This window comes from Actinokineospora cianjurensis, from assembly GCF_003663795.1.
Lineage (GTDB): Bacteria > Actinomycetota > Actinomycetes > Mycobacteriales > Pseudonocardiaceae > Actinokineospora > Actinokineospora terrae.
The window spans coordinates 3,126,208-3,147,596 of sequence record NZ_RCDD01000001.1 but is presented as its reverse complement, the minus strand read 5'-3'; the positions used below and the strand labels follow the sequence as shown (position 1 = coordinate 3,147,596).

Genomic DNA, 21,389 nt, shown 5'->3' with positions numbered 1-21,389 from the left:
TGTCTGCGGATCACGCGCTCGGCCGGTGCGCACGGTGGCGAACCGGTCCTGGGCGCGGGACGGCAGCGGCCCGCGAGTGTGTGGTTCGAGCTTAACAGCCCGGAAACAGGGTCGGCATGTTCCGACCTACGCCTTGGCGGGGGTGTCCCCACCGTCGGCGGTGGGGGTGCCGCCGTCCTCGGTCGACTCCGCCGGGCCCCGCGCGGGGGTCTTCTCCTTGGCGGGCTTGTCGTCCGCGTCGTCCTCGTCCTCGTCGTCCGCGGTGGACTCGTCGTCGGTGTCGGACTCATCGGACTCGTCCTCCGACTCGTCCGACTCGGTGGGCGGATCGGTCGCGGGGGTCAGCGCGGCCAGGTCCTCGCGCGGTCCGCGCTTGGCGGCCAGCACGAAGTAGACGAGCGCGCCGAGCAACAGCAGGATCGAGGTCCACACGTTGATCCGCAGGCCGAGCACCATGGTGGCCGGGTCGGTGCGCATCATCTCGATCAGACCGCGGCCCACGGTGTACCCGGCGACGTAGATGGCGAACGCGCGGCCGTGGCCCAGGCGCAGCTTGCGGTCGAGCAGCACCACGACGACGGCGATCAGCAGGTTCCACACCAGTTCGTAGAGGAACGTGGGGTGGACCGGGCTGCCGTCGATGAGCGTGTGGTCGATGGCCACGCCGTTGAGCGGGTCCTCCTGGCCGAACTCGTTGACCCGCCGGTAGATCTCCAGGCCCCAGGGCAGGTCGGTCGGCCCGCCGTAGAGCTCCTGGTTGAAGTAGTTGCCGATCCGGCCGATCGCCTGCGCGGTGATGATCCCGGGCGCGATCGCGTCGGCGAACACCGGCAGCGGCACGCCCTTGCGGCGGCACCCGATCCACGCCCCGACCGCCCCGAGCGCGATGGCACCCCAGATGCCCAGCCCGCCGTCCCAGATGCGCAGCGCGTTGAGCGGGTTCTTGCCCTCGCCGAAGTACCGGTAGTAGTCGGTGGCCACGTGGTAGAGCCGCCCACCCACCAACCCGAACGGCACCGCGTACACCGCGACGTCGAGCACCGTCCCCGGCTGCCCGCCGCGCGCGACGAACCGCTTCTCACCCCAGTAGATCGCCACGATGATCCCCGCGATGATGCACAACGCGTAGGCCCGCAGCGGGAGGGTGAAGACCCCCAGGTCCAGCTCCCAGACGCCGCGGTCCGGACTGGGGATGCTCGCCAGGAAGACAGTGGAGGCGCTCGTCACGGGGGCTACGGTAACGGGACCGGGTGGCCTGGCCGTGAAGTGGTGCCCCTACCGGCCCTATCGGGAAGACCTGGGCGCTCTGTTCACCCGATCGGCTGCGGGGTGGTGCGGACGCCGTCGGCCAGTTCGGTGGCCAGGGCGCGGACGCCGGGGACGCCTTCCTGGGCGCGGGTGACGAAGGCGGAGCCCACGATGACCGCGTCGGCGAAGGAGGCCACCTCGGCTGCCTGGGCGCCCGAGCGCACGCCGAGGCCCACGCCGATCGGCAGCGACGTGTGCGCCCTGGTGCGCTCCACCAGGCCCGACGCCGACACGCCGACCTGGTCGCGGGCGCCGGTGACGCCCATGACCGCGGTGGCGTACACGAAGCCCGAGGAGGCGGCCACGGTGCTGGCGATGCGTTGCTCCGACGAGGACGGGGCGACCAGGAAGATGCGGTCCAGGCCGTGCGCGGTGGAGGCGGCGAGCCAGTCGTCGGCCTCGTCCGGGATGAGGTCGGGGGTGATGATGCCCAGGCCACCGGCGGCGGCGAGGTCGCGGGAGAACCTGTCGACGCCGTAGCGGAACACCGGGTTCCAGTACGTCATCACCACGGCCTTGCCCCCGGCCGCCGACACCGCTTCGACGACGGTGAACAGGTCCCGCAGCCGGAACCCGGCCTTGAGCGCGGTCTCGGCGGCGGCCTGGATGACCGGGCCGTCCATCACCGGGTCGGAGTACGGGACGCCGACCTCGACCAGGTCGCAGCCCGCGTCGACCATGCCCTTGAGCAGGTCGACGGACCCGTCGACGGTGGGGAACCCGGCGGGCAGGTAGCCGATGAGCGCGCCCCGGCCCTCGCCGCGGGTCCGCTCGAACACCGGGTCCAGCCCCATCTAGCTCTCCTCGTAGAAGCCGAAGTACTTGGCCGCGGTGTCCATGTCCTTGTCGCCGCGACCGGACAGGTTGACCAGGACGTGCCCCTCGGGACCCAGTTCCCGGCCCAGCTCCAGCGCCCCGGCCAGGGCGTGCGCCGACTCGATCGCCGGGATGATGCCCTCGGTGCGTGAGAGCAGCTGGAAGGCGTGCATGGCCTCGTCGTCGGTCGCGGACCGGTACTCGGCGCGGGCGGTGTCCTTGAGCCACGCGTGCTCGGGACCGACGCCCGGGTAGTCGAGACCGGCGGAGATCGAGTACGCCTCGGTGGTCTGGCCGTCCTCGTCCTGCAGCAGGTAGGACAGGGCGCCGTGCAGCATGCCGGGGCTGCCCTCGCTCAGCGTCGCGCCGTGCTCGCCGGAGTCGATGCCCTTGCCGCCCGGCTCGATGCCGACCAACCGGACCGCCGCGTCGTCGATGAAGCCGTGGAAGATGCCGATGGCGTTGGACCCGCCGCCGACGCAGGCGGTGACCGCGTCGGGCAGCCTGCCGGTCAGCTCCAGGTACTGCGCGCGCGCCTCGATGCCGATGACCTTGTGGAAGTTGCGCACCATCACCGGGAACGGGTGCCCGCCTGCCGCCGTGCCGAGCAGGTAGTGCGTGGTGTCCACATTGGTCACCCAGTCGCGCAGCGCCTCGTTGATGGCGTCCTTGAGCGTGCGCGACCCGGACTTGACCGGGATGACCTCGGCGCCGAGCAGCTTCATCCTGGCGACGTTGAGCGCTTGCCGCTCGGTGTCGACCTCGCCCATGTAGACCACGCAGTCCAGGCCCATGAGCGCGCACGCGGTCGCGGTGGCCACGCCGTGCTGGCCCGCGCCGGTCTCGGCGATGACCCGCTTCTTGCCCATCCGCTTGGTGAGCAGCGCCTGGCCGAGCACGTTGTTGATTTTGTGCGAGCCGGTGTGGTTGAGGTCCTCGCGCTTGAGGAACACCCGCGCGCCACCCGCGTGCTCGGCGAAGCGCGGCGCCTCGGTGAGCAGGGAGGGCCGTCCGGCGTAGTCGCGCAGCAGCCGGGTGAACTCGGCGGTGAACCCCGGGTCCAGCCTGGCCTTGTCGTACTCGGCAGACAGCTCGTCGAGGGCGCCGATCAGCGCCTCCGGCATGTAGCGGCCGCCGTAGGGGCCGAAGTGGCCCTTTGTGTCGGGGTCGTGCTCGCCCTGCACGTGCGGATCGATCTTGGGGGCGTCGGTCATCGGCCGGGCCTCGGGCACGCCGGGTGCGAGCCTGCGGTGACCAGCTGGACCAGCGCCGCCTTGGGGTCGTCGGTGGCGACCAGGCCCTCGCCGACCAGCACCGCGTCGGCACCGGCGCCCGCGTAGGTCATCAGGTCGCTCGGGCCGCGCACCCCGGACTCGGCGATCTTGATCGTCTCGGCAGGCAGCCCGGGGGCCAGCCTGCCGAAGACGTCCCGGTCGACCTCGAGGGTGTGCAGGTTGCGGGCGTTGATGCCGATGACCCGCGCGCCCGCCTCCAGGGCGCGGTCGGCCTCCTCCGCGGTGTGCACCTCGACCAGCGCGGTCATGCCCAGCGACTCGACCCGGTCGAGCAGCGAGGCCAGCGCGTTCTGCTCCAGCGCGGCCACGATCAGCAGCACCAGGTCGGCGCCGTGCGCGCGGGCCTCGTGCACCTGGTACGGGCTGACGATGAAGTCCTTGCGCAACAACGGGATGTCGACCTTGGCGCGGACCGCGTCGAAGTCGGCCAGCGACCCGCCGAAGCGCCGCCCCTCGGTGAGCACGCTGATGACCCGCGCCCCGGCCGCCGCGTAGTCCACGGCCAGCGCGGCCGGGTCGACGATGGTGGCCAGGTCGCCCTTGGACGGGCTGCGCCGCTTGACCTCGGCGATGACGCCCACGTCGTTGCCGCGCAGCGCGGTCAGCGCGTCGCGCGGTGCCGCGGCGCGCGCCGCCAACTCCTTGATGGTGTCGAAGGGAACGGCCCCCTCGCGCTCGGCGAGGTCTTCCCGGACACCGTCGATGATCGAGTCCAGAATGCTCACTTCGCACCCCGGACCGATGTCTGACTGGTGTAGTCCCTCACAACCACTGCCCCTTCCCGCCGAATTGATGCTAACTCCGGCCCGTCCCCCTCCTCGGAACCGGGTCCTCGCTTCAACGCGTGGGGTCCTCCCCCTCGGACAACGCCCGCCACAGGTCTTCTTCATCCCGCGCGGCCTCTTTCACCGCTCCTGGGCTGCGGTATCTGCCGCCGAGCCGGGGTGCGCGGTGGCCCCGGAGCACCAGGACGGCGCCCGCGGCGAGCATCAGCGCGCCACCGGCCACCGCGAGTGCCCGGCCCGCGAACCCGGTGCCCTCGACCAGCCCCTGGAACACCGGGACCAAGCCGAGCAGGGCCACGACCACGCCCAGTAGCCGCCGCCAGAGGCCGCTGAGCGCGAGGGTGCCCGCCACCGCCGCGACCGCGAGTACCGCCAACGGGACCAACGCGGGCGCGACCTCGCCACCGGGGATGTCGACGGTGACCGTGAGGTCGGTGCCCGGCCTGCCGCGCACCGAGTGCTCCCAGGTCAGCGCGGAGGCGCCCCAGAGCGCGGCCGCGGCGAGCGGCAGCAGGCCCGCCACGATCCACAGTGGACGTCGGGCCGGGGTCGGCGCCGGGTCAGCCACGGGCCTCGGTCGCCGGGCGCATGGTCTCGGCGGTGGCGATCGCGGCGAGCACGGCGCCCGCCTTGTTGACGCACTCGGTGTCCTCGGCCGCCGGGTTCGAGTCGGCGACCACACCGGCCCCCGCCTGCACGTACGCCACCCCGTCGCGGACCAGGGCGGTGCGGATGGCGATCGCGGTGTCGGCGTCGCCCGCGAAGTCCAGGTAGCCGACGACGCCGCCGTAGAGGCCGCGGCGGGTGGGTTCGAGCTCCTCGATCAGCTCCATCGCCCTGGGCTTGGGCGCGCCGGAGAGGGTGCCTGCGGGGAAGCAGGCGGCGACGGCGTCGAATGCGGTCTTGCCCTCGGCGAGTTCCCCGGTGACGGTCGAGACGATGTGCATGACGTGGCTGTAGCGCTCGACCCGGAAGAAGTCGACGACCTGCACGCTGCCCGGTTTGCAGACCCGCCCCAGGTCGTTGCGGCCCAGGTCGACCAGCATGACGTGCTCGGCGCGCTCCTTCTCGTCGGCCAGCAGGTCCTTCTCCAGGATCTTGTCCTCCTCGGCGTCGACCCCGCGCCACCGGGTGCCCGCGATGGGGTGCGTGGTCGCCCGGCCGTCGCGCACGGTGACCAGCGCCTCCGGGCTGGAGCCGACGATGCTGAAGCCGTCGAGCCGCAGCAGGTACATGTACGGGCTGGGGTTGGTGGTCCGCAGCACCCGGTAGATGTCGAGCGGGTCGGCCTCGGTGCGCACCTCGAACCGCTGCGAGAGCACCACCTGGAACGCCTCACCCGCGCGGATGGCCTCCTTCGCGGCGAGCACGGCGGCCTGGAACTCCTCGGGCTCGCGCCTGCGGGTGTAGCTGGGGGCGGGCTGCTCGAAGGTCGCCACGGTGGGCGGCGCGGTGGTCTGCAGGCCGAGCACCATCGCGTCGAGCCTGGCCACCGCGTCGTCGTAGGCCGCGTCGACCCGCTCCGGCGAGTCGTCCCAGTTCACGGCGTTGGCGATGAGGGTGATGGTGCCCTCGTGGTGGTCGAGCGCGGCGAGGTCGGTGGACAGGAGCATCACCAGCTCCGGCAGCTCCAGGTCGTCCTCGGCGAGCTCGGGCAGCCGCTCGAGCCTGCGGACCGCGTCGTAGCCGATGAAGCCGACCATGCCGCCGGTCAGCGGGGGCAGGCCGGGCAGCGGGTCCGAGTGCAGCAACCGGACGGTCTCCCGCAGCGCGTCGAGCGGGTCACCCCCCTGCGGCAACCCGATCGGCGGCGTCCCGGTCCAGTGCGCCTCGCCCCCGGTCGCGGTCAACGCCGCCGGGCTGCTCACCCCGATGAACGACCACCGCGACCACGACCGCCCGTTCTCCGCGGACTCCAGCAGGAACGTCCCCGGCCGGTCCCCCGCCAACTTCCGGTACACCCCCACCGGCGTCTCGGCATCGGCCAACACCCGCCGCACCACCGGCACGACCCGCCGATCAGCCGCCAACGCGTGGAACTCCTCCCGACTGGGACTCACCCCACCCATCCCACCCACACCAACCGCGGTCCGGGCGGCCACACCGATCGCACTCACCATGGCGTCATTCTGCCGTGCCCCCGCGACCCAATTCCCCCGGGCGCGACCACCACCCCACCGACCAGCACGAACACCTCACGACAGAGCCTGTCGTGACCGGATGGCAGAAACATGACAACGAGCAGCAACTCGCCGTTCTCGTCGTCGAGTGCCCCAGCAACCAGTCAGTCGGCGACCGCGGGTGTCCGCAGCGAACCCTCGCGATCAGGTACCGAGGTCGGCTTGGCCCGCCGCTTGGCGCACCCGATATTTCAACGCGTGTTGAGCCCCCCGGGCCGGTAGTCCATGATGGTCGGGTGACGAGCTCCAACGGCGAGCGCAAGCGCGGCAGGCGGCCTGGTGGGACCGATACCAGGGCTGCCCTGCTGACGGCGGCCAGGGAGGTGTTCACCGAGCAGGGGTACGACGGGGCGACTGTGCGGGCCATCGCGCGCAAGGCGGGGGTGGACGCCGCCATGGTCAACCACTGGTTCGGGGGGAAGGAGGCGCTGTTCGCCGAGGCGGTGCTGCGGTTGCCGTTCAACCCGCGCGAGCAGATCAGCCAGGTCCTGGGCAGCGGCGATCCGGCGACCCTCGGTGAGCGGATCGTCCGGACGTTCCTCACCATCTGGGACGCGCACGACGGCGGGATCTTCGCGGCGATGATCCGCAGTGTCGCCTCGCACGAGAAGGTCGCGAAGGCGTTGCGGGAGTTCTTCCACAACAACGTGTTCGGCCAACTGGCTGGCGTCGCGGCCGACCACGGCGAGATCCGGTCGAACCTGGTCGCGTCGCAGATGATCGGGCTGGGTGTGGTGCGGTACGTGGCGAGGTTCGACCCGATCGCGGCCAGCGACGTGGAGACCGTGGTCAAGGCGGTCGGGCCGACCCTGCAGCGCTACCTCACGGGGCCGCTGGACTGAGCAGCGGCCCGGCGTCGAAGCAGGTCCGGTCCCCCGTGTGGCAGGCGCCGCCGGTCTGCTCGACGGTCAGCAGGACGGTGTCGCCGTCGCAGTCGATGCGGACGTCGTGGACGGCCTGGGTGTTGCCGGAGGTGGCGCCCTTGACCCAGAGTTCGCCGCGGCTGCGGGAGAAGTAGGTGGCCTGGCGGGTGGTGAGGGTCAGGTGCAGCGCCTCGTCGTCCATCCAGGCCACCATCAGCACCTCGCCGGTGCCGCGCTGTTGCGCCACCGCGCACACGAGTCCGTCGGCGTTGCGCTTGAGCCGCGCCGCGATCGCCGGGTCGAGACCGGTCACCGTGCCACCTTCCCCATGAACTCCCGCGCCGGGCGGGTCAGCACCAACACCCCGGCGTACACGTGCGCCGCGGCCAACAACCCCGAGCCGACGCGGATCCACGCCTGCGCCGGGTCCAACGCGATCGTGGCGTGCGCCACCGCGGCCAGGACGGCGAACGCGACCACCGCGCCCGCGAACCTGCCCAGGAACACGCTCACCCCGGCCAGCACCCCGAGCGCGCCGACGATCACCGGGAACCGCAGCGCGGCCGAGTCGCCGCGCACCAGGCCGATCACGACGAACGCGACCGCCGACCCGACCAGCAGCAGGCAGGCGACCCTGATCTCCAGCGGCCTCACCTGACCTCGACCCCGGCGCCGCGCAGCGCGTCCTTCACCTCGCCGATCCGCAACTGTCCGAAGTGGAACACGCTGGCGGCGAGCACCGCGTCGGCGCCCTCGGCGACCGCGGGCGGAAAGTGCGCCAGGTCGCCCGCGCCCCCGCTGGCGATCAGCGGCACGTCGACCCGCGCGCGCACCAGCCGGATCAGCTCCAGGTCGAACCCGGCCTTGGTGCCGTCGGCGTCCATGGAGTTGAGCAGGATCTCGCCGACGCCCAGTTCCTGGCCCCGCGCGGCCCACTCGACGGCGTCGATGCCGGTGCCGCGCCTGCCGCCGTGCGTGGTGACCTCGAACCCGGACGGCGTCGGCGCCAACCCCTCCGGCACCCGGCGGGCGTCGACCGACAGCACGACGCACTGGGCGCCGTAGCGGTGGGACGCCTCGCGGAGGAACTCGGGACGGGCGATGGCGGCGGTGTTGACGCCGACCTTGTCCGCGCCCGCGCGCAGCAGCCGGTCGATGTCCTCGACCGTGCGCACGCCGCCGCCGACGGTCAACGGGATGAAGACCTGCTCGGCGGTGCGGCGCACCACGTCCAGCGTCGTCTCCCGGTCCGAAGAGGACGCGGTGACGTCGAGGAAGGTCAGCTCGTCGGCCCCCTCGGCGTCGTAGGCCGCCGCGAGCTCGACCGGGTCACCGGCGTCGACGAGGTCGGTGAAGTTGACCCCCTTCACCACCCGCCCGGCGTCGACGTCGAGGCAGGGGATCACACGGACCGCTACTGGCATGCGCCGAGCCTACTTCGCGCCCCCACCGCGGCGACGAGCACCGACCGCGGCGGCAGGAGCGGGTGACGGCGCTCTGGCACGCCTCAACCTCAAGTCCGACTCCACCCGGGCCGCCGCCTACATGATCGGGGTCGCAAGACCGGGGATCACATCCCGAACACCCCTCCTCTATCCACAACCCCGCGAACCATCCACACCCCTCCGCCACCCCCTATTGACAAACCGGCGGGGTCGATAGGTTCAGAGATGGGGCCCCGGGCCCCGGGAGGGTGGGCCCCGGCCGCGGAGTTGATCATGGCGAGCGGCGAGGTGGAGGGCGGGCAGGCGAGTCCGACCGGCTTCCCGCGCCCCGCGCCGCCGTCCTGCCTCTCAGCGCCGTCCTGACTCAGCGCCGTCCCGACTCAGCGCCGTCCCGACTCAGCACAGCGCGGCGACCGCGGCCAGAGCCGGGTGCACCGGGACGACGCCGGTCGGGCTATGTGCTGGTGCGCCAGCGGGTGAGGTGGTCGGCGGTGGTGGCGGCTTCCTCGAGCATGGCCTTGGCGCTGACGCGGACTTCTTCCAGTTCCAGGTCGCGGTCGACCATGGCGGCGGCTCGGCCGTCGGGGCCGCGCCAGCGGCTCTGGGTGCGGCGTTCCAGCGACACCGCCTTGCGGAGTCGGGCGACGGGGCGGTGGTTGGCGCGGATGAGGTCGCGGCGGATGGGGATGAGCAGGACGAGGAAGCGGTGGGCGGCGGTGCCGACGTCGAGGCGGGTCATCTCGATGGCGTCGCGGGTCTGGTCGGCGAAGTCGGCTTCCATGTCGAACGCGCCGGTCACCTCGTCGAGCGCGGCGGCGGCCGAGCCGCCCGCGTCGAGGTCGGCGATGGCCGCTTCCCAGGTGGCGATGCCCGCGCGCAGCCGGGTGAGGAACAGCTCCGGCGCCGGGTGGCCGCGCAGGGAGGTCCAGGCCAGCTCCTGGGTCAGGGCGGCTGAGTCGGCGGGCATCGGACCTCCGGGTCGGGTGGGGGTGATCACGCTAGGCCGGAGCGGGCGCCGGGTGAAGACCTTGACGGGCGAAACTCGCCGGGCGCAGAATTAAACGCATGACGAATTCGGCGGTCACCGGGACCGGGCTGCGGGTGGTCCGCGGTGGGCGGGACGTGCTGCGAGGGGTCGGGTTCGCGATCCCGCGCGGCTCGGTCACCGGCCTGCTCGGGCCGAGCGGCTGCGGGAAGACCACCCTGATGCGCGCGATCGTGGGCGTGCAGAACGTCGCCGAGGGCACCGTCGAGGTGCTGGGCAGGCCCGCGGGCCACCCGGACCTGCGCGCCCGCGTCGGCTACGCCACCCAGAACCCGGCCGTCTACGCGGACCTGACCGTCGGCGAGTGCCTCCGCTACTTCGCCGCCGTACTCGGCGCCCCGGCCGCGGACGTCGACCGGGTCCTGGCCGAGGTCGACCTGGCCGACCGCGCGACACAACTCGTCGGCAGCCTCTCCGGTGGCCAGCGCGGCCGCGCGAGCCTGGCCGTCGCGCTGCTGGGCGAACCCGAACTGCTCGTGCTCGACGAACCGACCGTCGGCCTCGACCCCGTGCTGCGCGAGGACCTGTGGGCCCTGTTCCACCGCCTCGCCGCCGCCGGGACCGCGCTCGTGGTGTCCAGCCACGTCATGGACGAGGCCGCGCGCTGCGACCGACTGCTGTTCCTGCGCGACGGCCACGTGCTCGCCGAGGACACCCCCGACGGGCTGCGCGCCAAGACCGGCGAGCACGACCTGGAGCAGGCGTTCCTGCGGTTGGCGAGGGCGGCGTGAAGGCGACGACCACCGCGCGGCGCGTCCTGACCCAACTCCGCCACGACCCGCGCACGGTGGTGATGTTGCTACTGGTGCCCACCTTGCTGATGACGCTGCTGCGGTTCGTGTTCAACGACGAGCACGCGTTCAGCCGCACCGCGCCCGCCCTGCTCGGCGTGTTCCCGTTCGTCATCATGTTCCTGGTCGCCTCGGTGACCACGTTGCGCGAACGCACCACAGCGACGCTCGAGCGCCTGATGACCATGCCGATCGGCAAGCTCGACCTGATCCTGGGCTACGCCATCGCCTTCGGTGCCATCGCCGTCGTCCAGGTCGGCATCGCGACCACGGTGAGCGTGCTGTGGCTGGGGTTGGACGTGGTCGGTTCGGTGTGGACACTGCTGCTGATCGCCGTGCTGGACGCGTTGCTGGGCATGGCGCTGGGCCTGTTCGTGAGCGCGTTCGCGACCAGCGAGTTCCAGGCGATCCAGTTCATGCCGCTGTTCGTGCTGCCGCAGTTCCTGCTGTGCGGGCTGCTGCAACCGAGGGACCGCATGGGCTGGCTGCTGAACTGGCTGTCCGACGTGATGCCGCTGTCGTACGCGGTGGACGCGCTGACGAGGGTCACCACGTCCGCGGCCGTCGACGCCACGCTCGTGCTCGACCTGGCCGTGGTGGCCGGGTGCGTCGTCGCCGCGCTCGCGCTCGGAGCGGGCACGTTGCGCCGTAAGACGGACTGAACGGGAACCACATAGGCCGATCAGCGGCTTCCGGTGTGTCCGGTCCGCCTCTTACCGTCAGGGCTCGTCCTTTCGGGGAAGGCGGTTGCGATGAGGTTCCTGGCAACTCTGTGCGCCCTGGTGCTGTGCGTGCTCACCGCTCCCACCGCGGCAGCGGCGGGGCAGGTCCTCGTGGGCGGCGACCGGGTCACCATCAACGGCAGGCTGTGCGTGATCGGCTTCAACGCCCACACCCCCGCGGGCGCCCGCAAGATCATCACGACCGGGGCGTGCACGGGCGCGAGCACACCGATCACCGTCGTCGCCGCGCCCGCGGACTCGACGTCCACCCCGTTGGTGCGCACCGGTCCGGGCACGACGGCCGTCGTCGCGGGCACGACCGAGGCCGCGATCGGCGCGACGGTGTGCCGCTACGGACCGACCACCGGCTGGCGGTGCGGGACGTTGCAGGCCAAGAACCAGACCGTGAACTTCCCCGGCGGCCCGATCTCCGGCCTGTCCAGGACGAGCATCTGCCTGGAGCCGGGCGATCCCGGTGGGCCGGTCCTCGCGGGCAAGCAGGCGCAGGGCGTGCTCATCGGCGGCTCCGGGAACTGCTCCTCGGGCGGCACGAGCTACTTCGCGCCGATCCGCCCGGTGCTCAACACCCATGGTCTGGTCCTCTACACCGGGTGATCGCCTACGATCCGTCCCCAGTGGAAACACGGTCGGGGAGTGTTGATGCGTGGTCTGTTTCGGTTAGCCGTGTTCGGTGTCGCGGTACTGGCGGTGTCGGGGTGCACTCAGGTGGTCGCACCACCGCTGAACCGCGCCAAACCAGTACCGAGCTACCGGCCCGAGCCGGTGGACGTCAAGAAGGTCCTGGGTGATCTGAGCACCCTGGACCCGTGCTCGTTGTTCGAGCCGTCCGACTTCGGCGGCGGCAAGGTCATCCAGTCCGGCTCGTGGGACGAGTGCCCGGTGTCGCTGCCCGCGGTGAGCGGGTCGCAGATCGTCTCGGTCGGGTCGGTCGGCAGGTTGGACACCTTCCAGGCGGTGTCCAACCCCGAACTCAAGGACGGTTTCTCGACCTCCATCCACGCCAGCCCGATGGCGCCGTGCGGCAGGCTCCTGCACCTGGGCGACGGCACGGCGTTGTCGGTGCACGTGATGCTGTCCGGGGAAGGGCATGCCTCCGTGGTGTGCCCGCAGGTCGGCACGGGCTTCGAGAAGATCCTGGAGCGCTTGAAGAAGAAGCCGAAGTCGGTCAAGCACCACACGTTCCCGCCCGGCTCGATGGCCGCGATGGACCCGTGCCAGGTCACCCCGGCCGCGGCGCTCGCGCCGTTCCCGACGCGGAAAGACTGGCCCGCCAAGCACACCTGCGAGTGGAACGACACCGCGGGCAACACCGTGCGCCTGACTTTCGGCCGCACGGACCCGTTGTGGAACGGCCACCTGCCCGTGGTCACCGTCGCGGGCAGGCCGAACCTGAGGCTGGAAGCACCCGGCGGCCGCGACGCGACCTGCGTGCTGATGACCAACGGCCCCAAGGCGCCGGTGTCCGACGGTCAGGTCGAGCAGGCATCGCTTGCCTTGACACTCAAGGGAAACCCCGACATGGCGGCGGCGTGCGCGCAGGTCACGCGGCTCGCCGAGCAGGTCTGGCCGGTGGTGCCGCCCGCGGCGTGAACGGGCGGCACCCCTGACCTGGAACCGAGACCTAGGCGACAGGCCCGGAAACGGTCTTGACCTTCTGCGTGCCGTCGGCGGTGGCCAGCGACTTGGCGTGGCTCGCGGTCGAGGTCGGGCTGAGCCGGTCGGCCACGTAGTACCAGTCGGTCTGCACGCGCTGCGGGTTCACGTCGACGACGGAGTACCCGTGCGAGTCCAACTCGACGTAGCGCACGTGCAGGTTGCCCACGTGCAGCGCGGCCTCGGCGGCGACCGAGAGGGTGCGCGGGGCGACCTTGAGCAGGTCGTCGATGTTGTCGCTGGTGACCGAGGTCGTGACGAACTCGGTGGCCACGGAGTTGCCGTTCCACCAGTAGCTCGACCGGTCGATCGGCACCTCGGCGCCCCACGAGGAGTGGATGTCGCCGGTGAGGAACACGGTGTTCTTGACCCGGTTGTCGCGCAGGTGCCCGAGCAGCTCCTGACGGTCGGCGGTGTAGCCGTCCCAGGCGTCGGCGTTGGCCGCGACGCTGCCGATGGGCAGGCCGAGCAGGGAACCCAGTGACTCCAGGAACTTCGACTCGACGGTGCCCAGCGAGATCGGCGTGATCATCACCGAGTTGCCGACGAGCTTCCACTTGGCGTCGGTGCCCGACAGGCCGCTCTTGAGCCAGGCCATCTGCGGGTCGCCGGTGATGGTGCGGTTGGGGTCGCCCGGGTCGCCGGAGGACGGGGTGGTCTGCTTGGAGCGGTAGCTGCGCAGGTCCAGGAGGGACAGTTCGGCGAGGCGGCCCCAGCGGAACCGGCGGTAGATCTCGCCGCCCGCGCCCTGGCGGACCGGCATCCACTCGAAGTACGCCTGCCGGGCGGCTGCCTTGCGGGCGGACCAGTCGCCCTCGCCTGGCTGGTGGTTCTCGGCGCCGCCGGACCAGGTGTCGTTGGCGTACTCGTGGTCGTCCCAGGTGATGAACCACGGCTGGGCCGCGTGCAGTGCCTGCAGGTCCGGGTCGGTCTTGTACTGGGCGTGGCGGCGGCGGTAGTCCGAGAGGGTCAGCATCTCGTTCGCCGGGACGTGCGGGCGGATCGTGACGCCGCGGGCGCCGTAGCCGCCGGCCTGGTACTCGTACAGGTAGTCGCCGACGTGCAGGACACCGTCGAGGTCGCTGCGGGCGGCGAGGTGGCGGTAAGCGGAGAAGTAGCCCGCCTGCCAGTTGGAGCAGGACACCAGGCCCAGCCGCAGTTTGCTGACGTCGGCGTTGACGGCGGGGGCGGTGCGGGTGCGGCCGGTGCCGGAGCGGACGCCGTCGAGGGTGAAGCGGAAGTAGTAGGCGGTCGCGGGGGCCAGGCCCGCCGCGGCGACCTTGATGGTGTGGTCGCGGTCGGGGCCGGTGGTGACGGCGCCGGAAGAGACGACGGAGGCGAACCCGGCGTCGGTGGCGACCTCCCAGCGGACCTCGACGGTCGGGCCCGCGCCGGAGCCGGGGGTCGACTCGGGGGTGGGGGTGACACGGGTCCAGAGCAGGACGCCGTCGGGCAGCGGGTCACCGGAGGCGACACCGTGCGCGAACTGCGGGACAGCGGCGGCGGAGGCGGTTCCGGCGAGGGTGGCGGGGATGAGGAGGGCGCCACCCGCGATCGCCGAGGACTTGAGGAAGACGCGGCGGTTCGGGGCGGAGGGTGTGGTGGTGGGCTCAATAGGAGTCACGCCTGTCAGTGATACACCGGCAAGGTAAGTGTCACACCCACCTCTGGGGTGAACATCATCGGAACTCGCCCTTGACTACCGACCGCCTGGCCTGCATTCTTAACTCGTTGGTTTCAGAACAGACTGGTTATGGAGATGGATCGTGGTGGACCAGCTCAGCGCGGTCTTCGCCGCACTCGCCGACCCGACCCGCCGGGCGATCCTGGCGCGGCTGCGCGACGGCGAGGCGACGGTGGCCGAACTGGCCGAGCCGTTCGCGATGTCGCAGCCCGCGGTGTCCAAGCACCTCAAGGTGCTGGAGCAGGCGGGCCTGATCACCAGGACCCGGCGGGCCACCGCCAGGTTGAGCCACCTGCGGGCCGAGCCGCTGCGCGCGGCCCGCGACTGGCTGGGCGACTACCGCGCGTACTGGCTGGACAGCCACGACCGCCTCGACGACCTGCTGACCGAACTACAGGAGAAGGACCGATGAGCGAGACCGTCATCACCGCCGCACCCGGCAGCCCCTACGTCGAGATCACCCGCGAGTTCGACGCGCCAGCGGACCTGGTGTTCCGCGCGTACACCGACCCGGACCTGGTGGCGCGGTGGCTGGGGCCGCGCAGGCTGACCATGAAGGTCGACCACTGGGAGGCCCGCCACGAGGGCGGCTACCGCTACACCCACCTCGACCCCGAGGGCGGCGAGTACCACTTCCGCGGCATCTTCCACGGCACCCCGTCGGTCGACGACGGCATCGTGCAGACCTTCGAGTTCGAGGGCGCGCCGGGGCAGGTCGCGCTGGAACGGGTCCGGTTCACCGAGGTCGACGGCAAGACCACGGTGCACTCGATCAGCGTCGGCTTCTCGGTCGAGAGCCGCGACGAGTTCCTCGCCAGCGGCATGGAGCACGGGGTGCGCGACTCCTACGACCGCCTCGGCGAACTCCTGGCGACCCTGGGCTGACCCCCGCCGCACTGGTCGCGCCCACTCGCAGACCCACCCGCAGACCCACCCGCCACACCCGCCACACCCGCCCAGCCACGCCCGCCCAGCCACACCCGCCCAGCGAGGCCCGCCCAGCAAGGCCGGGAACGATGCCGGGCGGGGACGTGGGGGTGGGTGGTGGGAGGAATAAGCAGAGTGGTGGGGGGAATCCGCAGCGCCTAGCCTGGCCGGATGGACGCGTGGACCGCCCTCGGCGAGGGCAAGTACCTGCTGGTGACCACGTTCAAGCGGGACGGCACCCCGGTCGCCACCCCGGTCTGGGTCGCCGTCGACGGCACCGACCTGGTGTTCTGGACCGTCCGCGACTCGTGGAAGGTCAAACGCCTCCGCCGCGACCCCCGCGTCGAGGTCGGCCCGTCCGACCTGCGCGGCAACCCCCTCGGCCCGTCGACAGCAGCCAGGGCCCGGCTGCTGGACGACCCCACCTCCGAACGAGTCCGCCGCCTCATCCAACGCAAGTACGGCATCCTCGGCAGGCTCACCATCGGCGGCAGCCGCCTCCGCCGAGGCACCAAGGGCACCATCGGCGTGGCCATCAGCCAGGACCCCCCTCCGGCCTGACCCGGATCCGCCGCCGCGAGCCCACCGGGAGCGCCGGGTCAGGCGACAGCCGCCAGCGCCTCGGGAAGGGTGAAGTTGCCGTTGTAGAGGGCCTTGCCGATGATCGCACCCTCCACACCGGACACCTTCGACAACGCCACCAGGTCGTCCACACTGGACACACCACCGGAGGCGACCACCGGGGCCGTGGTCTTGGCGCACACGTCGCGCAGGAGGTCGACGTTCGGGCCCTGGAGGGTGCCGTCCTTGCCGACGTCGGTGACCACGTAGCGGGCGCAGCCGTCGCGGTCGAGGCGGGTGAGGACCTCCCAGAGGTCGCCGCCGTCCTTGGTCCAGCCGCGGGTGGCGACGCGGTGGGCGCCGTCGGTGATGCGGACGTCGAGGCCGACGGCGATCCGGTCCCCGTGCGCGGCGATGGCGCGGGCGCACCACTCGGGGTCCTCCAGCGCGGCGGTGCCGAGGTTGACCCTGGCGCAGCCGGTGGCCAGGGCGGCGGCGAGGGTGTCGTCGTCGCGGATCCCGCCGGACAGTTCGACCTTCACGTCCAGCGTGCCCACGACCTCGGCCACCAGCGCCCGGTTGTCACCGCGCCCGAACGCGGCGTCGAGGTCCACCAGGTGCACCCACTCCGCGCCGCCCTCCTGCCAGGCGAGGGCGGCCTGGAGCGGGGAGCCGTACTGGGTCTCGGTCCCGGCCTCCCCCTTGGTCAGGCGGACGGCTTGTCCGTAGGCGACGTCGACGGCGGGCAGCAACTGGAAGCTCACCCGGACAGCCTAACCGGTGACGTTCCCGAGCCAGTTCTCCAGCAGCCGCGCGCCCGCGTCACCGGACTTCTCGGGGTGGAACTGGGTCGCCGACAGCGGCCCGTTCTCCGCGGCGGCAACGAAGTCGTCGCCGTGGGTGGCCCAGGTGACCAGTGGCGCGGGCATCGGCGGCTCGGGGTTGAGCTCCCAGGTGCGCGCGGCGTAGGAGTGCACGAAGTAGAACCGCGTGTCCGCGTCCATGCCCTCGAACAGCACGGACTTCTCCGGCGCGCGCACTGTGTTCCACCCCATGTGCGGCACGACGTCGGCCTCCAGCCGGTCGACCACCCCGGGCCACTCCGCGCAGCCCTCGGTCTCCACGCCGTGCTCGATGCCGCGGCCGAACAGGATCTGCATCCCCACACAGATCCCCAACACCGGCCGCCCACCGGCGAGCCTGCGCCCGATGATCCGCTCACCCCGGACCGCCAACAACCCCTTCATGCACGCCGCGTACGCACCCACCCCGGGCACCACCAGCGCGTCGCACTCCAGGGCCGTCTTGAAGTCCCCGGTCACCTCGACATCCGCCCCCACCCGGCGCAACGCCCGCTCCGCCGACCGGAGGTTCCCAGACCCATAATCCAACACGACGACTGATGCCACGCAGGTCAGCCTAGTCGCCGCCCGCTGTGACAAAACCGTGACATCCACCCGCGATTGAGCGGCGCCCAAGGCGGGTACACCCTGGTCGAATGGTGGGTCTGGGGATGGAGGCACCCATGGGGAACACGAGACGCGTCCGCTGGTCGTTAGCCGCGGTTCTCACCGCGGCCGCCGGTGCCGACGTCTACCTTTCCCTGTCTGAAGGCGTCTGGTGGCCCCTCGCCCTGGCCGTGATCTGGATCAGCTTCGCCGCCGCGCTCCTGCTCCCCGCACCGGCTCCCGCCGAGATCCCCGCCCCGCGCACCGCCCGCGAAGCCCTCGCCCTGGAGGGTTGGACCATGTCGCCCTCGACCGGCCTGGCGACCCGCTAGGCCGCTCGCCCACCGCGGACGAGCGGCGAACCGGTCGACCTAGTCGGCCACCCACACCACGCGCGGCGTCACCTCCGCGCGCCCGCCGAACACCGCCAGCGCGTGCCGCGAACAGGGCGTCAAGACCCGTGAGGTCGAACAACTCCTGGACGTCTACCAGGTGACGGATCCGGCGCTGCGCGAGGAGTTGGTCGACCTGGCCAACACCGCCCACCAACGCGGCTGGATGCTCGACATCCGCAAGAGCCTCCCGCAGGACTTCCACGCATTCCACAAGTGGGAATCGAGCCTTGTCGGCGAAGCCGCGGAAGAAACCAACATCACGATTCAAGTCCTGCCGAAATCGGTGGGCGCCAGCCCTGCTCTGGAGGGGCCGTTCTCCATCCTCACCCTGCCAGACCCTGTGCCAGACCTGGGATACGCGGAAGGTCCACTCCGCGCCGTGTACGTAGAGGACCGAGAGGAAGTCCGGTCCTACACACTTCGCTTCGGTAGGCTCACGGCCGAGTCCCTCTCAGCGGCCGAGTCGGTGAAGGTCATAACCGATGCCGCCCAACACTTCCAGGAGGCATAGATGGCCAACCAGCCCCGATGGCGCAAGAGCACGTACTCCGGCGGCGGCGGCCAAGGCGGCGGCGATTGCGTCGAACTAGCCCACTTCCCCACCACATCCGCCATCCGCGACAGCAAGTCCCCCCACACCCCCGCCCTCCACTTCCCCACCCCCACCCTGATCGCCTGGATTTCGACCCTCCCCAAGACCGATTTCACCCGCCCCTAACCCCCACCGCCGCGCAGCCCCCACCGCGCGGCGGCCCCAACTCCCCTACGGCAACCGCACTTCCACCTTCTCCGCCGCCGCCATCGCGATCGCACACAACGCCGCCACGTCCCCACGGCCGACGGTCCGGACATCCACGCGCGAAGTAGCGGTGATCCCCAACGAGACAACACACCCAGGACCAGTGAGCCCGGGCGCCCTGACCCCCTTATGCCTACCAACCTCCACCGGCGTCTTCCCTGGCCCTGCGACAAGCTCCCCGACCGCGAGATCCTTCTCCCACGTCACGCCGATCAAGTAGCTTTCGGAAGCGAGCGGCTTCTCCACGCGCCACAGGCAGGACTCCGAGTTCTTGTCCTGCTCGACCGCCCCCGCGCCCGCACCCAGCACCCTGAGATCAGCGGCCGACAGCAGCGAACACGGCTTGATCGACTGCGCGGTCTCCGCCGAGGTCGGGGCGGTGTCTCGCGTGGTGGTGACCTGCGGGTCCCCCACCACTGCGGTCGGGGACCCCACTACCTGAGACGTGCACCCGGCCACCACGGCGAAGCCCAGCACAAGCCCCAGCAACGAACGCCTCACTGAATGCCTCACCTTTCGCCAAGCCGGTCAGCGGCCTTCTCGTCGGACTCCTGGTAGCTCGCCATCGCCAGCAGGATGGCTTGCTCAGCCGCTAGCAACGACTCCTCGAGCTTGAGCACCTGGGTGATGAACCCAGCTTCATCACCGGCGACCGCCTGCATGAAGGGCTTCAGCACCTCTGCGTTGGTCGAACCTCCCAGCATGGGCCGCTGGAGCAGGTGCTCGAAGTGGTAGCGCTCACTGTCGATCCACGCCAGCATCTCACGGATGGCCTTCAACAAGGCTTGGCCACCGTGCTCGTTCACCGAGAACCCGCCACTCGCCGCCAAGGCCACGAACTCCCCCATGGCCGCGCCCACGGGACCCAACCCACCGTCACCAGGCGGCGTTTCCTCACTCACGCAAGCGACCGTAGCGACGTTGCCCCACACGCAATCCGGGAACGGAAGGGGATACTCCGAACGTGTCGAGGGCACTCACCAGAGGCATAGACCGCGCACCAATGGCTCGATGTCGCCATCTGGCCTGCTACGGCAGCCGAGCCTCCACCTTCTCCGCCGCCACCATCGCGGGCTCACACAACGCGGCCGAGTCCCCACCGATCGCTCGCACATCGACTCGGGACGTCGCCGAGATCTCCAGGGCGATGACGCAGCCCGCGTCCATGTCGCCAAGGGCTTTGACGCCTTTGTGCTTGCCCAACTGCACCGGGGTCTTCTCCTGGCTCGAAACCAGGTCGTCGACGCCGTGCTCGGCGTAGAACGTCACACTGACGGTGTAGCTGTCGGCGGCGCGGGGCTTCTCGACTCGCCATCGGCACACACTCGCGCCCTTGACCCCATCCGGCTTGCCGTCAGCAGTGATCCCCAACGCGGTCCGATCCGAGGCGGACAGGAGCGAACACGGCTTGATCGAGTTCGACTGGGACGTAGTCGGCGCGGCCGAGGTCGTGCGCGTCGTTGTCGTCGCGGGATCCCCGCCCGAGACCTCTATCGCCGTTCCGGGTGTCTGCGAAGTGCACCCAGTCACCAACACGGCAGCAGACGCGAGACCAAGCAGCCATGTACGCCTCACTGGATCGCCCTCACCTCTCGCCGAGCCGGTCGGCGGCTTGGTCGTCCGACTGCTGATAGCTTGCCATGGCCTGCAGGATGGCCTCCTCGGCCGCGATCAAGGAAACCCTGAGCAGGAGCACCTGGGTGATGAACCCGGCCTCGTCGCCCGCGACGTCCTGCAGGAACGGCTTCATCACCTCGGCATTGGTCGAACTGCCCAGCTTGGCGACGTTGCGCAGGACCTCGAAGCGGTCACGTTGGTCATCTATCCAGGCCACCATGTCACGGATGGGCTTCAGCAGGGCTTGGCCGCCGTGTTCGTTGACGGCGAAGGCGCCGCGGGCGGCCAAGGCGGCGAACTGGCCCACGGCGGCCCCGATGGCTCCGGGTGGGCCGGGGTCGGGGGGAGTCTCCTCGCTCACGGGGGCGACCGTAGCGGGGTTGCCCCGGTGGCAACCGGTGGATCGGTGGGGATACTCCGAACGTGGGGGAAATGGGGTGTGGGTGGCTGTTCGGGCGTGTTCTACTTCCGTGACATGGAAGACAAGATGATCATTCGCCTCTCGAAGAGGCTTTCGAAGGTGCTCAGGCACGATCCCGGCAGTATCGGTGTCACGTTGGACGCGGCTGGGTGGATCGACGTGGAGGAATTGCTCCGGGCGCTCGCTCGGCACGGTACGAGGATGTCGCGGAGCACTCTGGATCGCGTTGTGGCTGAGAACAATAAGTCCCGGTTCGCGTTCGACGAGGGTGGGACGCGGATTCGGGCGAGCCAGGGGCATACCGTTGCCGTGGAGCTCGGGTTGCCGGAGGCGGCGCCTCCGCCGGTTCTCTACCACGGCACTGTGGCTGCGGCGATGACCGGAATCCGGGCCGAGGGGTTGCGCCCCATGAAACGGCATCACGTCCACCTCTCCGCGACGCTCGAGACCGCGACCAACGTCGGTGCCAGGCGGGGCAAGCCGGTCGTGCTCGGTGTCGATGCCAAGGGGATGGCCGAGGCCGGGTACGTGTTCCTGATCAGCGAGAACGGTGTTTGGCTCACCGCGCACGTGCCCGTGGAGTACCTCGACCTACCTGGAGCTGCCGGGTAGG

29 protein-coding genes are annotated in these 21,389 nt (G+C 70.9%); 12 read left to right on the top strand and 17 right to left on the bottom strand.

The features are described from left to right. Positions 1-126 precede the first annotated feature (126 nt). The 6 genes from lgt to CLV68_RS14100 form a co-directional block, all read right to left on the bottom strand. Positions 127-1,227: a prolipoprotein diacylglyceryl transferase gene (gene lgt, locus CLV68_RS14125; protein WP_121390749.1), complete on the bottom strand. Its 1,101-nt coding sequence runs from the start codon at positions 1,225-1,227 to the stop codon at positions 127-129. Between the two features lie 83 nt (positions 1,228-1,310). Beyond that, entirely contained in the window at positions 1,311-2,102 is a 792-nt protein-coding gene (gene trpA, locus CLV68_RS14120) for a tryptophan synthase subunit alpha (protein ID WP_121390748.1), read from the bottom strand. Beyond that, complete coding sequence (gene trpB, locus CLV68_RS14115) at positions 2,103-3,338, bottom strand: tryptophan synthase subunit beta (RefSeq protein ID WP_121391197.1); 1,236 nt, start codon at positions 3,336-3,338, stop codon at positions 2,103-2,105. It abuts the gene before it with no gap. Beyond that, a complete protein-coding gene (gene trpC / locus CLV68_RS14110) occupies positions 3,335-4,144 on the bottom strand; it encodes an indole-3-glycerol phosphate synthase TrpC (protein ID WP_121390747.1) in 810 nt (269 codons plus the stop codon). The genes trpB and trpC overlap by 4 nt, the downstream gene beginning before the upstream one ends. A gap of 112 nt (positions 4,145-4,256) precedes the next feature. Continuing rightward, positions 4,257-4,772, bottom strand: coding sequence for a Trp biosynthesis-associated membrane protein (locus tag CLV68_RS14105; protein WP_121390746.1), 516 nt, complete (start codon positions 4,770-4,772; stop codon positions 4,257-4,259). After that, entirely contained in the window at positions 4,765-6,324 is a 1,560-nt protein-coding gene (locus tag CLV68_RS14100) for an anthranilate synthase component I (RefSeq protein WP_121390745.1), read from the bottom strand. Before CLV68_RS14100 ends, CLV68_RS14105 begins: the two co-directional genes overlap by 8 nt. 296 nt (positions 6,325-6,620) lie before the next feature. Between CLV68_RS14100 and CLV68_RS14095 the strand changes: the two genes are divergently transcribed. Continuing rightward, complete coding sequence (locus CLV68_RS14095) at positions 6,621-7,226, top strand: TetR/AcrR family transcriptional regulator (RefSeq protein WP_121390744.1); 606 nt, start codon at positions 6,621-6,623, stop codon at positions 7,224-7,226. On the opposite strand, the gene hisI is transcribed toward CLV68_RS14095, so the two are convergent. The 4 genes from hisI to CLV68_RS14075 all read right to left on the bottom strand — a co-directional run bounded on the left by hisI (position 7,207) and on the right by CLV68_RS14075 (position 9,659). Continuing rightward, positions 7,207-7,560 carry a phosphoribosyl-AMP cyclohydrolase gene (hisI, locus tag CLV68_RS14090; RefSeq protein ID WP_121390743.1) on the bottom strand — a complete coding sequence of 118 codons (354 nt, stop codon included), beginning with the start codon at positions 7,558-7,560 and terminating at the stop codon, positions 7,207-7,209. The genes CLV68_RS14095 and hisI overlap by 20 nt on opposite strands. Further along, entirely contained in the window at positions 7,557-7,901 is a 345-nt protein-coding gene (locus CLV68_RS14085; protein WP_121390742.1) for a hypothetical protein, read from the bottom strand. Before CLV68_RS14085 ends, hisI begins: the two co-directional genes overlap by 4 nt. Further along, positions 7,898-8,671 (bottom strand): imidazole glycerol phosphate synthase subunit HisF, encoded by a 774-nt coding sequence (hisF, locus tag CLV68_RS14080; RefSeq protein WP_121390741.1) that lies wholly within the window; start codon positions 8,669-8,671, stop codon positions 7,898-7,900. The genes CLV68_RS14085 and hisF overlap by 4 nt, the downstream gene beginning before the upstream one ends. Before the next feature lie 475 nt (positions 8,672-9,146). Further along, entirely contained in the window at positions 9,147-9,659 is a 513-nt protein-coding gene (locus CLV68_RS14075; RefSeq protein ID WP_121390740.1) for a hypothetical protein, read from the bottom strand. A gap of 98 nt (positions 9,660-9,757) precedes the next feature. On the opposite strand from CLV68_RS14075, the gene CLV68_RS14070 reads away from it, so the two are divergent. The 4 genes from CLV68_RS14070 to CLV68_RS14055 all read left to right on the top strand — a co-directional run bounded on the left by CLV68_RS14070 (position 9,758) and on the right by CLV68_RS14055 (position 12,861). Next, positions 9,758-10,468: an ABC transporter ATP-binding protein gene (locus CLV68_RS14070; RefSeq protein WP_121390739.1), complete on the top strand. Its 711-nt coding sequence runs from the start codon at positions 9,758-9,760 to the stop codon at positions 10,466-10,468. Continuing rightward, positions 10,465-11,190: an ABC transporter permease gene (locus CLV68_RS14065; RefSeq protein WP_121390738.1), complete on the top strand. Its 726-nt coding sequence runs from the start codon at positions 10,465-10,467 to the stop codon at positions 11,188-11,190. Before CLV68_RS14070 ends, CLV68_RS14065 begins: the two co-directional genes overlap by 4 nt. Positions 11,191-11,280: 90 nt before the next feature. After that, entirely contained in the window at positions 11,281-11,865 is a 585-nt protein-coding gene (locus tag CLV68_RS14060) for a S1 family peptidase (protein WP_121390737.1), read from the top strand. A 45-nt stretch (positions 11,866-11,910) separates the two neighbouring features. Further along, positions 11,911-12,861 (top strand): DUF3558 domain-containing protein, encoded by a 951-nt coding sequence (locus tag CLV68_RS14055; RefSeq protein ID WP_147459984.1) that lies wholly within the window; start codon positions 11,911-11,913, stop codon positions 12,859-12,861. Positions 12,862-12,892: 31 nt separating this feature from the next. Here the strand turns inward: CLV68_RS14055 and CLV68_RS14050 are convergent, their stop codons facing one another. Then, positions 12,893-14,548: an alkaline phosphatase D family protein gene (locus CLV68_RS14050; RefSeq protein WP_121390735.1), complete on the bottom strand. Its 1,656-nt coding sequence runs from the start codon at positions 14,546-14,548 to the stop codon at positions 12,893-12,895. Between the two features lie 139 nt (positions 14,549-14,687). On the opposite strand from CLV68_RS14050, the gene CLV68_RS14045 reads away from it, so the two are divergent. The 3 genes from CLV68_RS14045 to CLV68_RS14035 all read left to right on the top strand — a co-directional run bounded on the left by CLV68_RS14045 (position 14,688) and on the right by CLV68_RS14035 (position 16,096). Next, positions 14,688-15,020, top strand: coding sequence for an ArsR/SmtB family transcription factor (locus CLV68_RS14045; protein WP_425454850.1), 333 nt, complete (start codon positions 14,688-14,690; stop codon positions 15,018-15,020). Next, entirely contained in the window at positions 15,017-15,493 is a 477-nt protein-coding gene (locus tag CLV68_RS14040) for an SRPBCC family protein (protein WP_121390733.1), read from the top strand. Before CLV68_RS14045 ends, CLV68_RS14040 begins: the two co-directional genes overlap by 4 nt. A 213-nt stretch (positions 15,494-15,706) precedes the next feature. Next, a complete protein-coding gene (locus CLV68_RS14035) occupies positions 15,707-16,096 on the top strand; it encodes a PPOX class F420-dependent oxidoreductase (protein ID WP_121390732.1) in 390 nt (129 codons plus the stop codon). Positions 16,097-16,134: 38 nt separating this feature from the next. Here the strand turns inward: CLV68_RS14035 and priA are convergent, their stop codons facing one another. Both priA and hisH read right to left on the bottom strand, forming a co-directional pair. Next, on the bottom strand, positions 16,135-16,860 hold the full coding sequence (gene priA, locus CLV68_RS14030) for a bifunctional 1-(5-phosphoribosyl)-5-((5-phosphoribosylamino)methylideneamino)imidazole-4-carboxamide isomerase/phosphoribosylanthranilate isomerase PriA (protein WP_121390731.1): 726 nt from the start codon (positions 16,858-16,860) through the stop codon (positions 16,135-16,137). Positions 16,861-16,869: 9 nt separating this feature from the next. Beyond that, the gene (gene hisH / locus CLV68_RS14025) at positions 16,870-17,505 is read right to left on the bottom strand and encodes an imidazole glycerol phosphate synthase subunit HisH (RefSeq protein WP_121390730.1); all 636 of its coding nucleotides are present in this window, start codon (positions 17,503-17,505) and stop codon (positions 16,870-16,872) included. A 116-nt stretch (positions 17,506-17,621) separates the two neighbouring features. On the opposite strand from hisH, the gene CLV68_RS14020 reads away from it, so the two are divergent. From CLV68_RS14020 to CLV68_RS14010, 3 genes are all read left to right on the top strand, one after another. Beyond that, positions 17,622-17,876, top strand: a complete 255-nt coding sequence (locus tag CLV68_RS14020) for a hypothetical protein (protein WP_147459983.1) — start codon at positions 17,622-17,624, stop codon at positions 17,874-17,876. A 160-nt stretch (positions 17,877-18,036) separates the two neighbouring features. Further along, positions 18,037-18,450: a Scr1 family TA system antitoxin-like transcriptional regulator gene (locus CLV68_RS14015; RefSeq protein WP_121390728.1), complete on the top strand. Its 414-nt coding sequence runs from the start codon at positions 18,037-18,039 to the stop codon at positions 18,448-18,450. Next, positions 18,451-18,657, top strand: coding sequence for a DUF397 domain-containing protein (locus CLV68_RS14010; RefSeq protein WP_121390727.1), 207 nt, complete (start codon positions 18,451-18,453; stop codon positions 18,655-18,657). Positions 18,658-18,702: 45 nt separating this feature from the next. On the opposite strand, the gene CLV68_RS14005 is transcribed toward CLV68_RS14010, so the two are convergent. From CLV68_RS14005 to CLV68_RS13990, 4 genes are all read right to left on the bottom strand, one after another. Beyond that, a complete protein-coding gene (locus tag CLV68_RS14005) occupies positions 18,703-19,239 on the bottom strand; it encodes a DUF3558 family protein (RefSeq protein WP_170224286.1) in 537 nt (178 codons plus the stop codon). An 8-nt stretch (positions 19,240-19,247) separates the two neighbouring features. Further along, positions 19,248-19,640 (bottom strand): hypothetical protein, encoded by a 393-nt coding sequence (locus CLV68_RS14000; RefSeq protein WP_246009807.1) that lies wholly within the window; start codon positions 19,638-19,640, stop codon positions 19,248-19,250. Between the two features lie 127 nt (positions 19,641-19,767). Further along, positions 19,768-20,268, bottom strand: coding sequence for a DUF3558 family protein (locus CLV68_RS13995; protein WP_170224284.1), 501 nt, complete (start codon positions 20,266-20,268; stop codon positions 19,768-19,770). Between the two features lie 55 nt (positions 20,269-20,323). Next, complete coding sequence (locus tag CLV68_RS13990; protein WP_246009806.1) at positions 20,324-20,716, bottom strand: hypothetical protein; 393 nt, start codon at positions 20,714-20,716, stop codon at positions 20,324-20,326. A gap of 114 nt (positions 20,717-20,830) precedes the next feature. On the opposite strand from CLV68_RS13990, the gene CLV68_RS13985 reads away from it, so the two are divergent. After that, positions 20,831-21,388: an RNA 2'-phosphotransferase gene (locus CLV68_RS13985; protein WP_121391194.1), complete on the top strand. Its 558-nt coding sequence runs from the start codon at positions 20,831-20,833 to the stop codon at positions 21,386-21,388. Position 21,389: the final 1 nt, after the last annotated feature.

Coding starts and splice junctions, on each gene's coding strand:
- trpB (WP_121391197.1), bottom strand. CDS start 3,338: ATGACCGACGCCCCCAAGATCGATCCGCACGTGCAGGGCGAGCACGAC.
- CLV68_RS14075 (WP_121390740.1), bottom strand. CDS start 9,659: ATGCCCGCCGACTCAGCCGCCCTGACCCAGGAGCTGGCCTGGACCTCC.
- CLV68_RS14055 (WP_147459984.1), top strand. CDS start 11,911: ATGCGTGGTCTGTTTCGGTTAGCCGTGTTCGGTGTCGCGGTACTGGCG.
- CLV68_RS14020 (WP_147459983.1), top strand. CDS start 17,622: ATGGGGAACACGAGACGCGTCCGCTGGTCGTTAGCCGCGGTTCTCACC.
- trpA (WP_121390748.1), bottom strand. CDS start 2,102: ATGGGGCTGGACCCGGTGTTCGAGCGGACCCGCGGCGAGGGCCGGGGC.
- CLV68_RS14100 (WP_121390745.1), bottom strand. CDS start 6,324: ATGGTGAGTGCGATCGGTGTGGCCGCCCGGACCGCGGTTGGTGTGGGT.
- CLV68_RS14060 (WP_121390737.1), top strand. CDS start 11,281: ATGAGGTTCCTGGCAACTCTGTGCGCCCTGGTGCTGTGCGTGCTCACC.
- CLV68_RS14070 (WP_121390739.1), top strand. CDS start 9,758: ATGACGAATTCGGCGGTCACCGGGACCGGGCTGCGGGTGGTCCGCGGT.
- CLV68_RS14035 (WP_121390732.1), top strand. CDS start 15,707: ATGGACGCGTGGACCGCCCTCGGCGAGGGCAAGTACCTGCTGGTGACC.
- CLV68_RS14010 (WP_121390727.1), top strand. CDS start 18,451: ATGGCCAACCAGCCCCGATGGCGCAAGAGCACGTACTCCGGCGGCGGC.
- CLV68_RS14040 (WP_121390733.1), top strand. CDS start 15,017: ATGAGCGAGACCGTCATCACCGCCGCACCCGGCAGCCCCTACGTCGAG.
- hisF (WP_121390741.1), bottom strand. CDS start 8,671: ATGCCAGTAGCGGTCCGTGTGATCCCCTGCCTCGACGTCGACGCCGGG.
- CLV68_RS13985 (WP_121391194.1), top strand. CDS start 20,831: ATGGAAGACAAGATGATCATTCGCCTCTCGAAGAGGCTTTCGAAGGTG.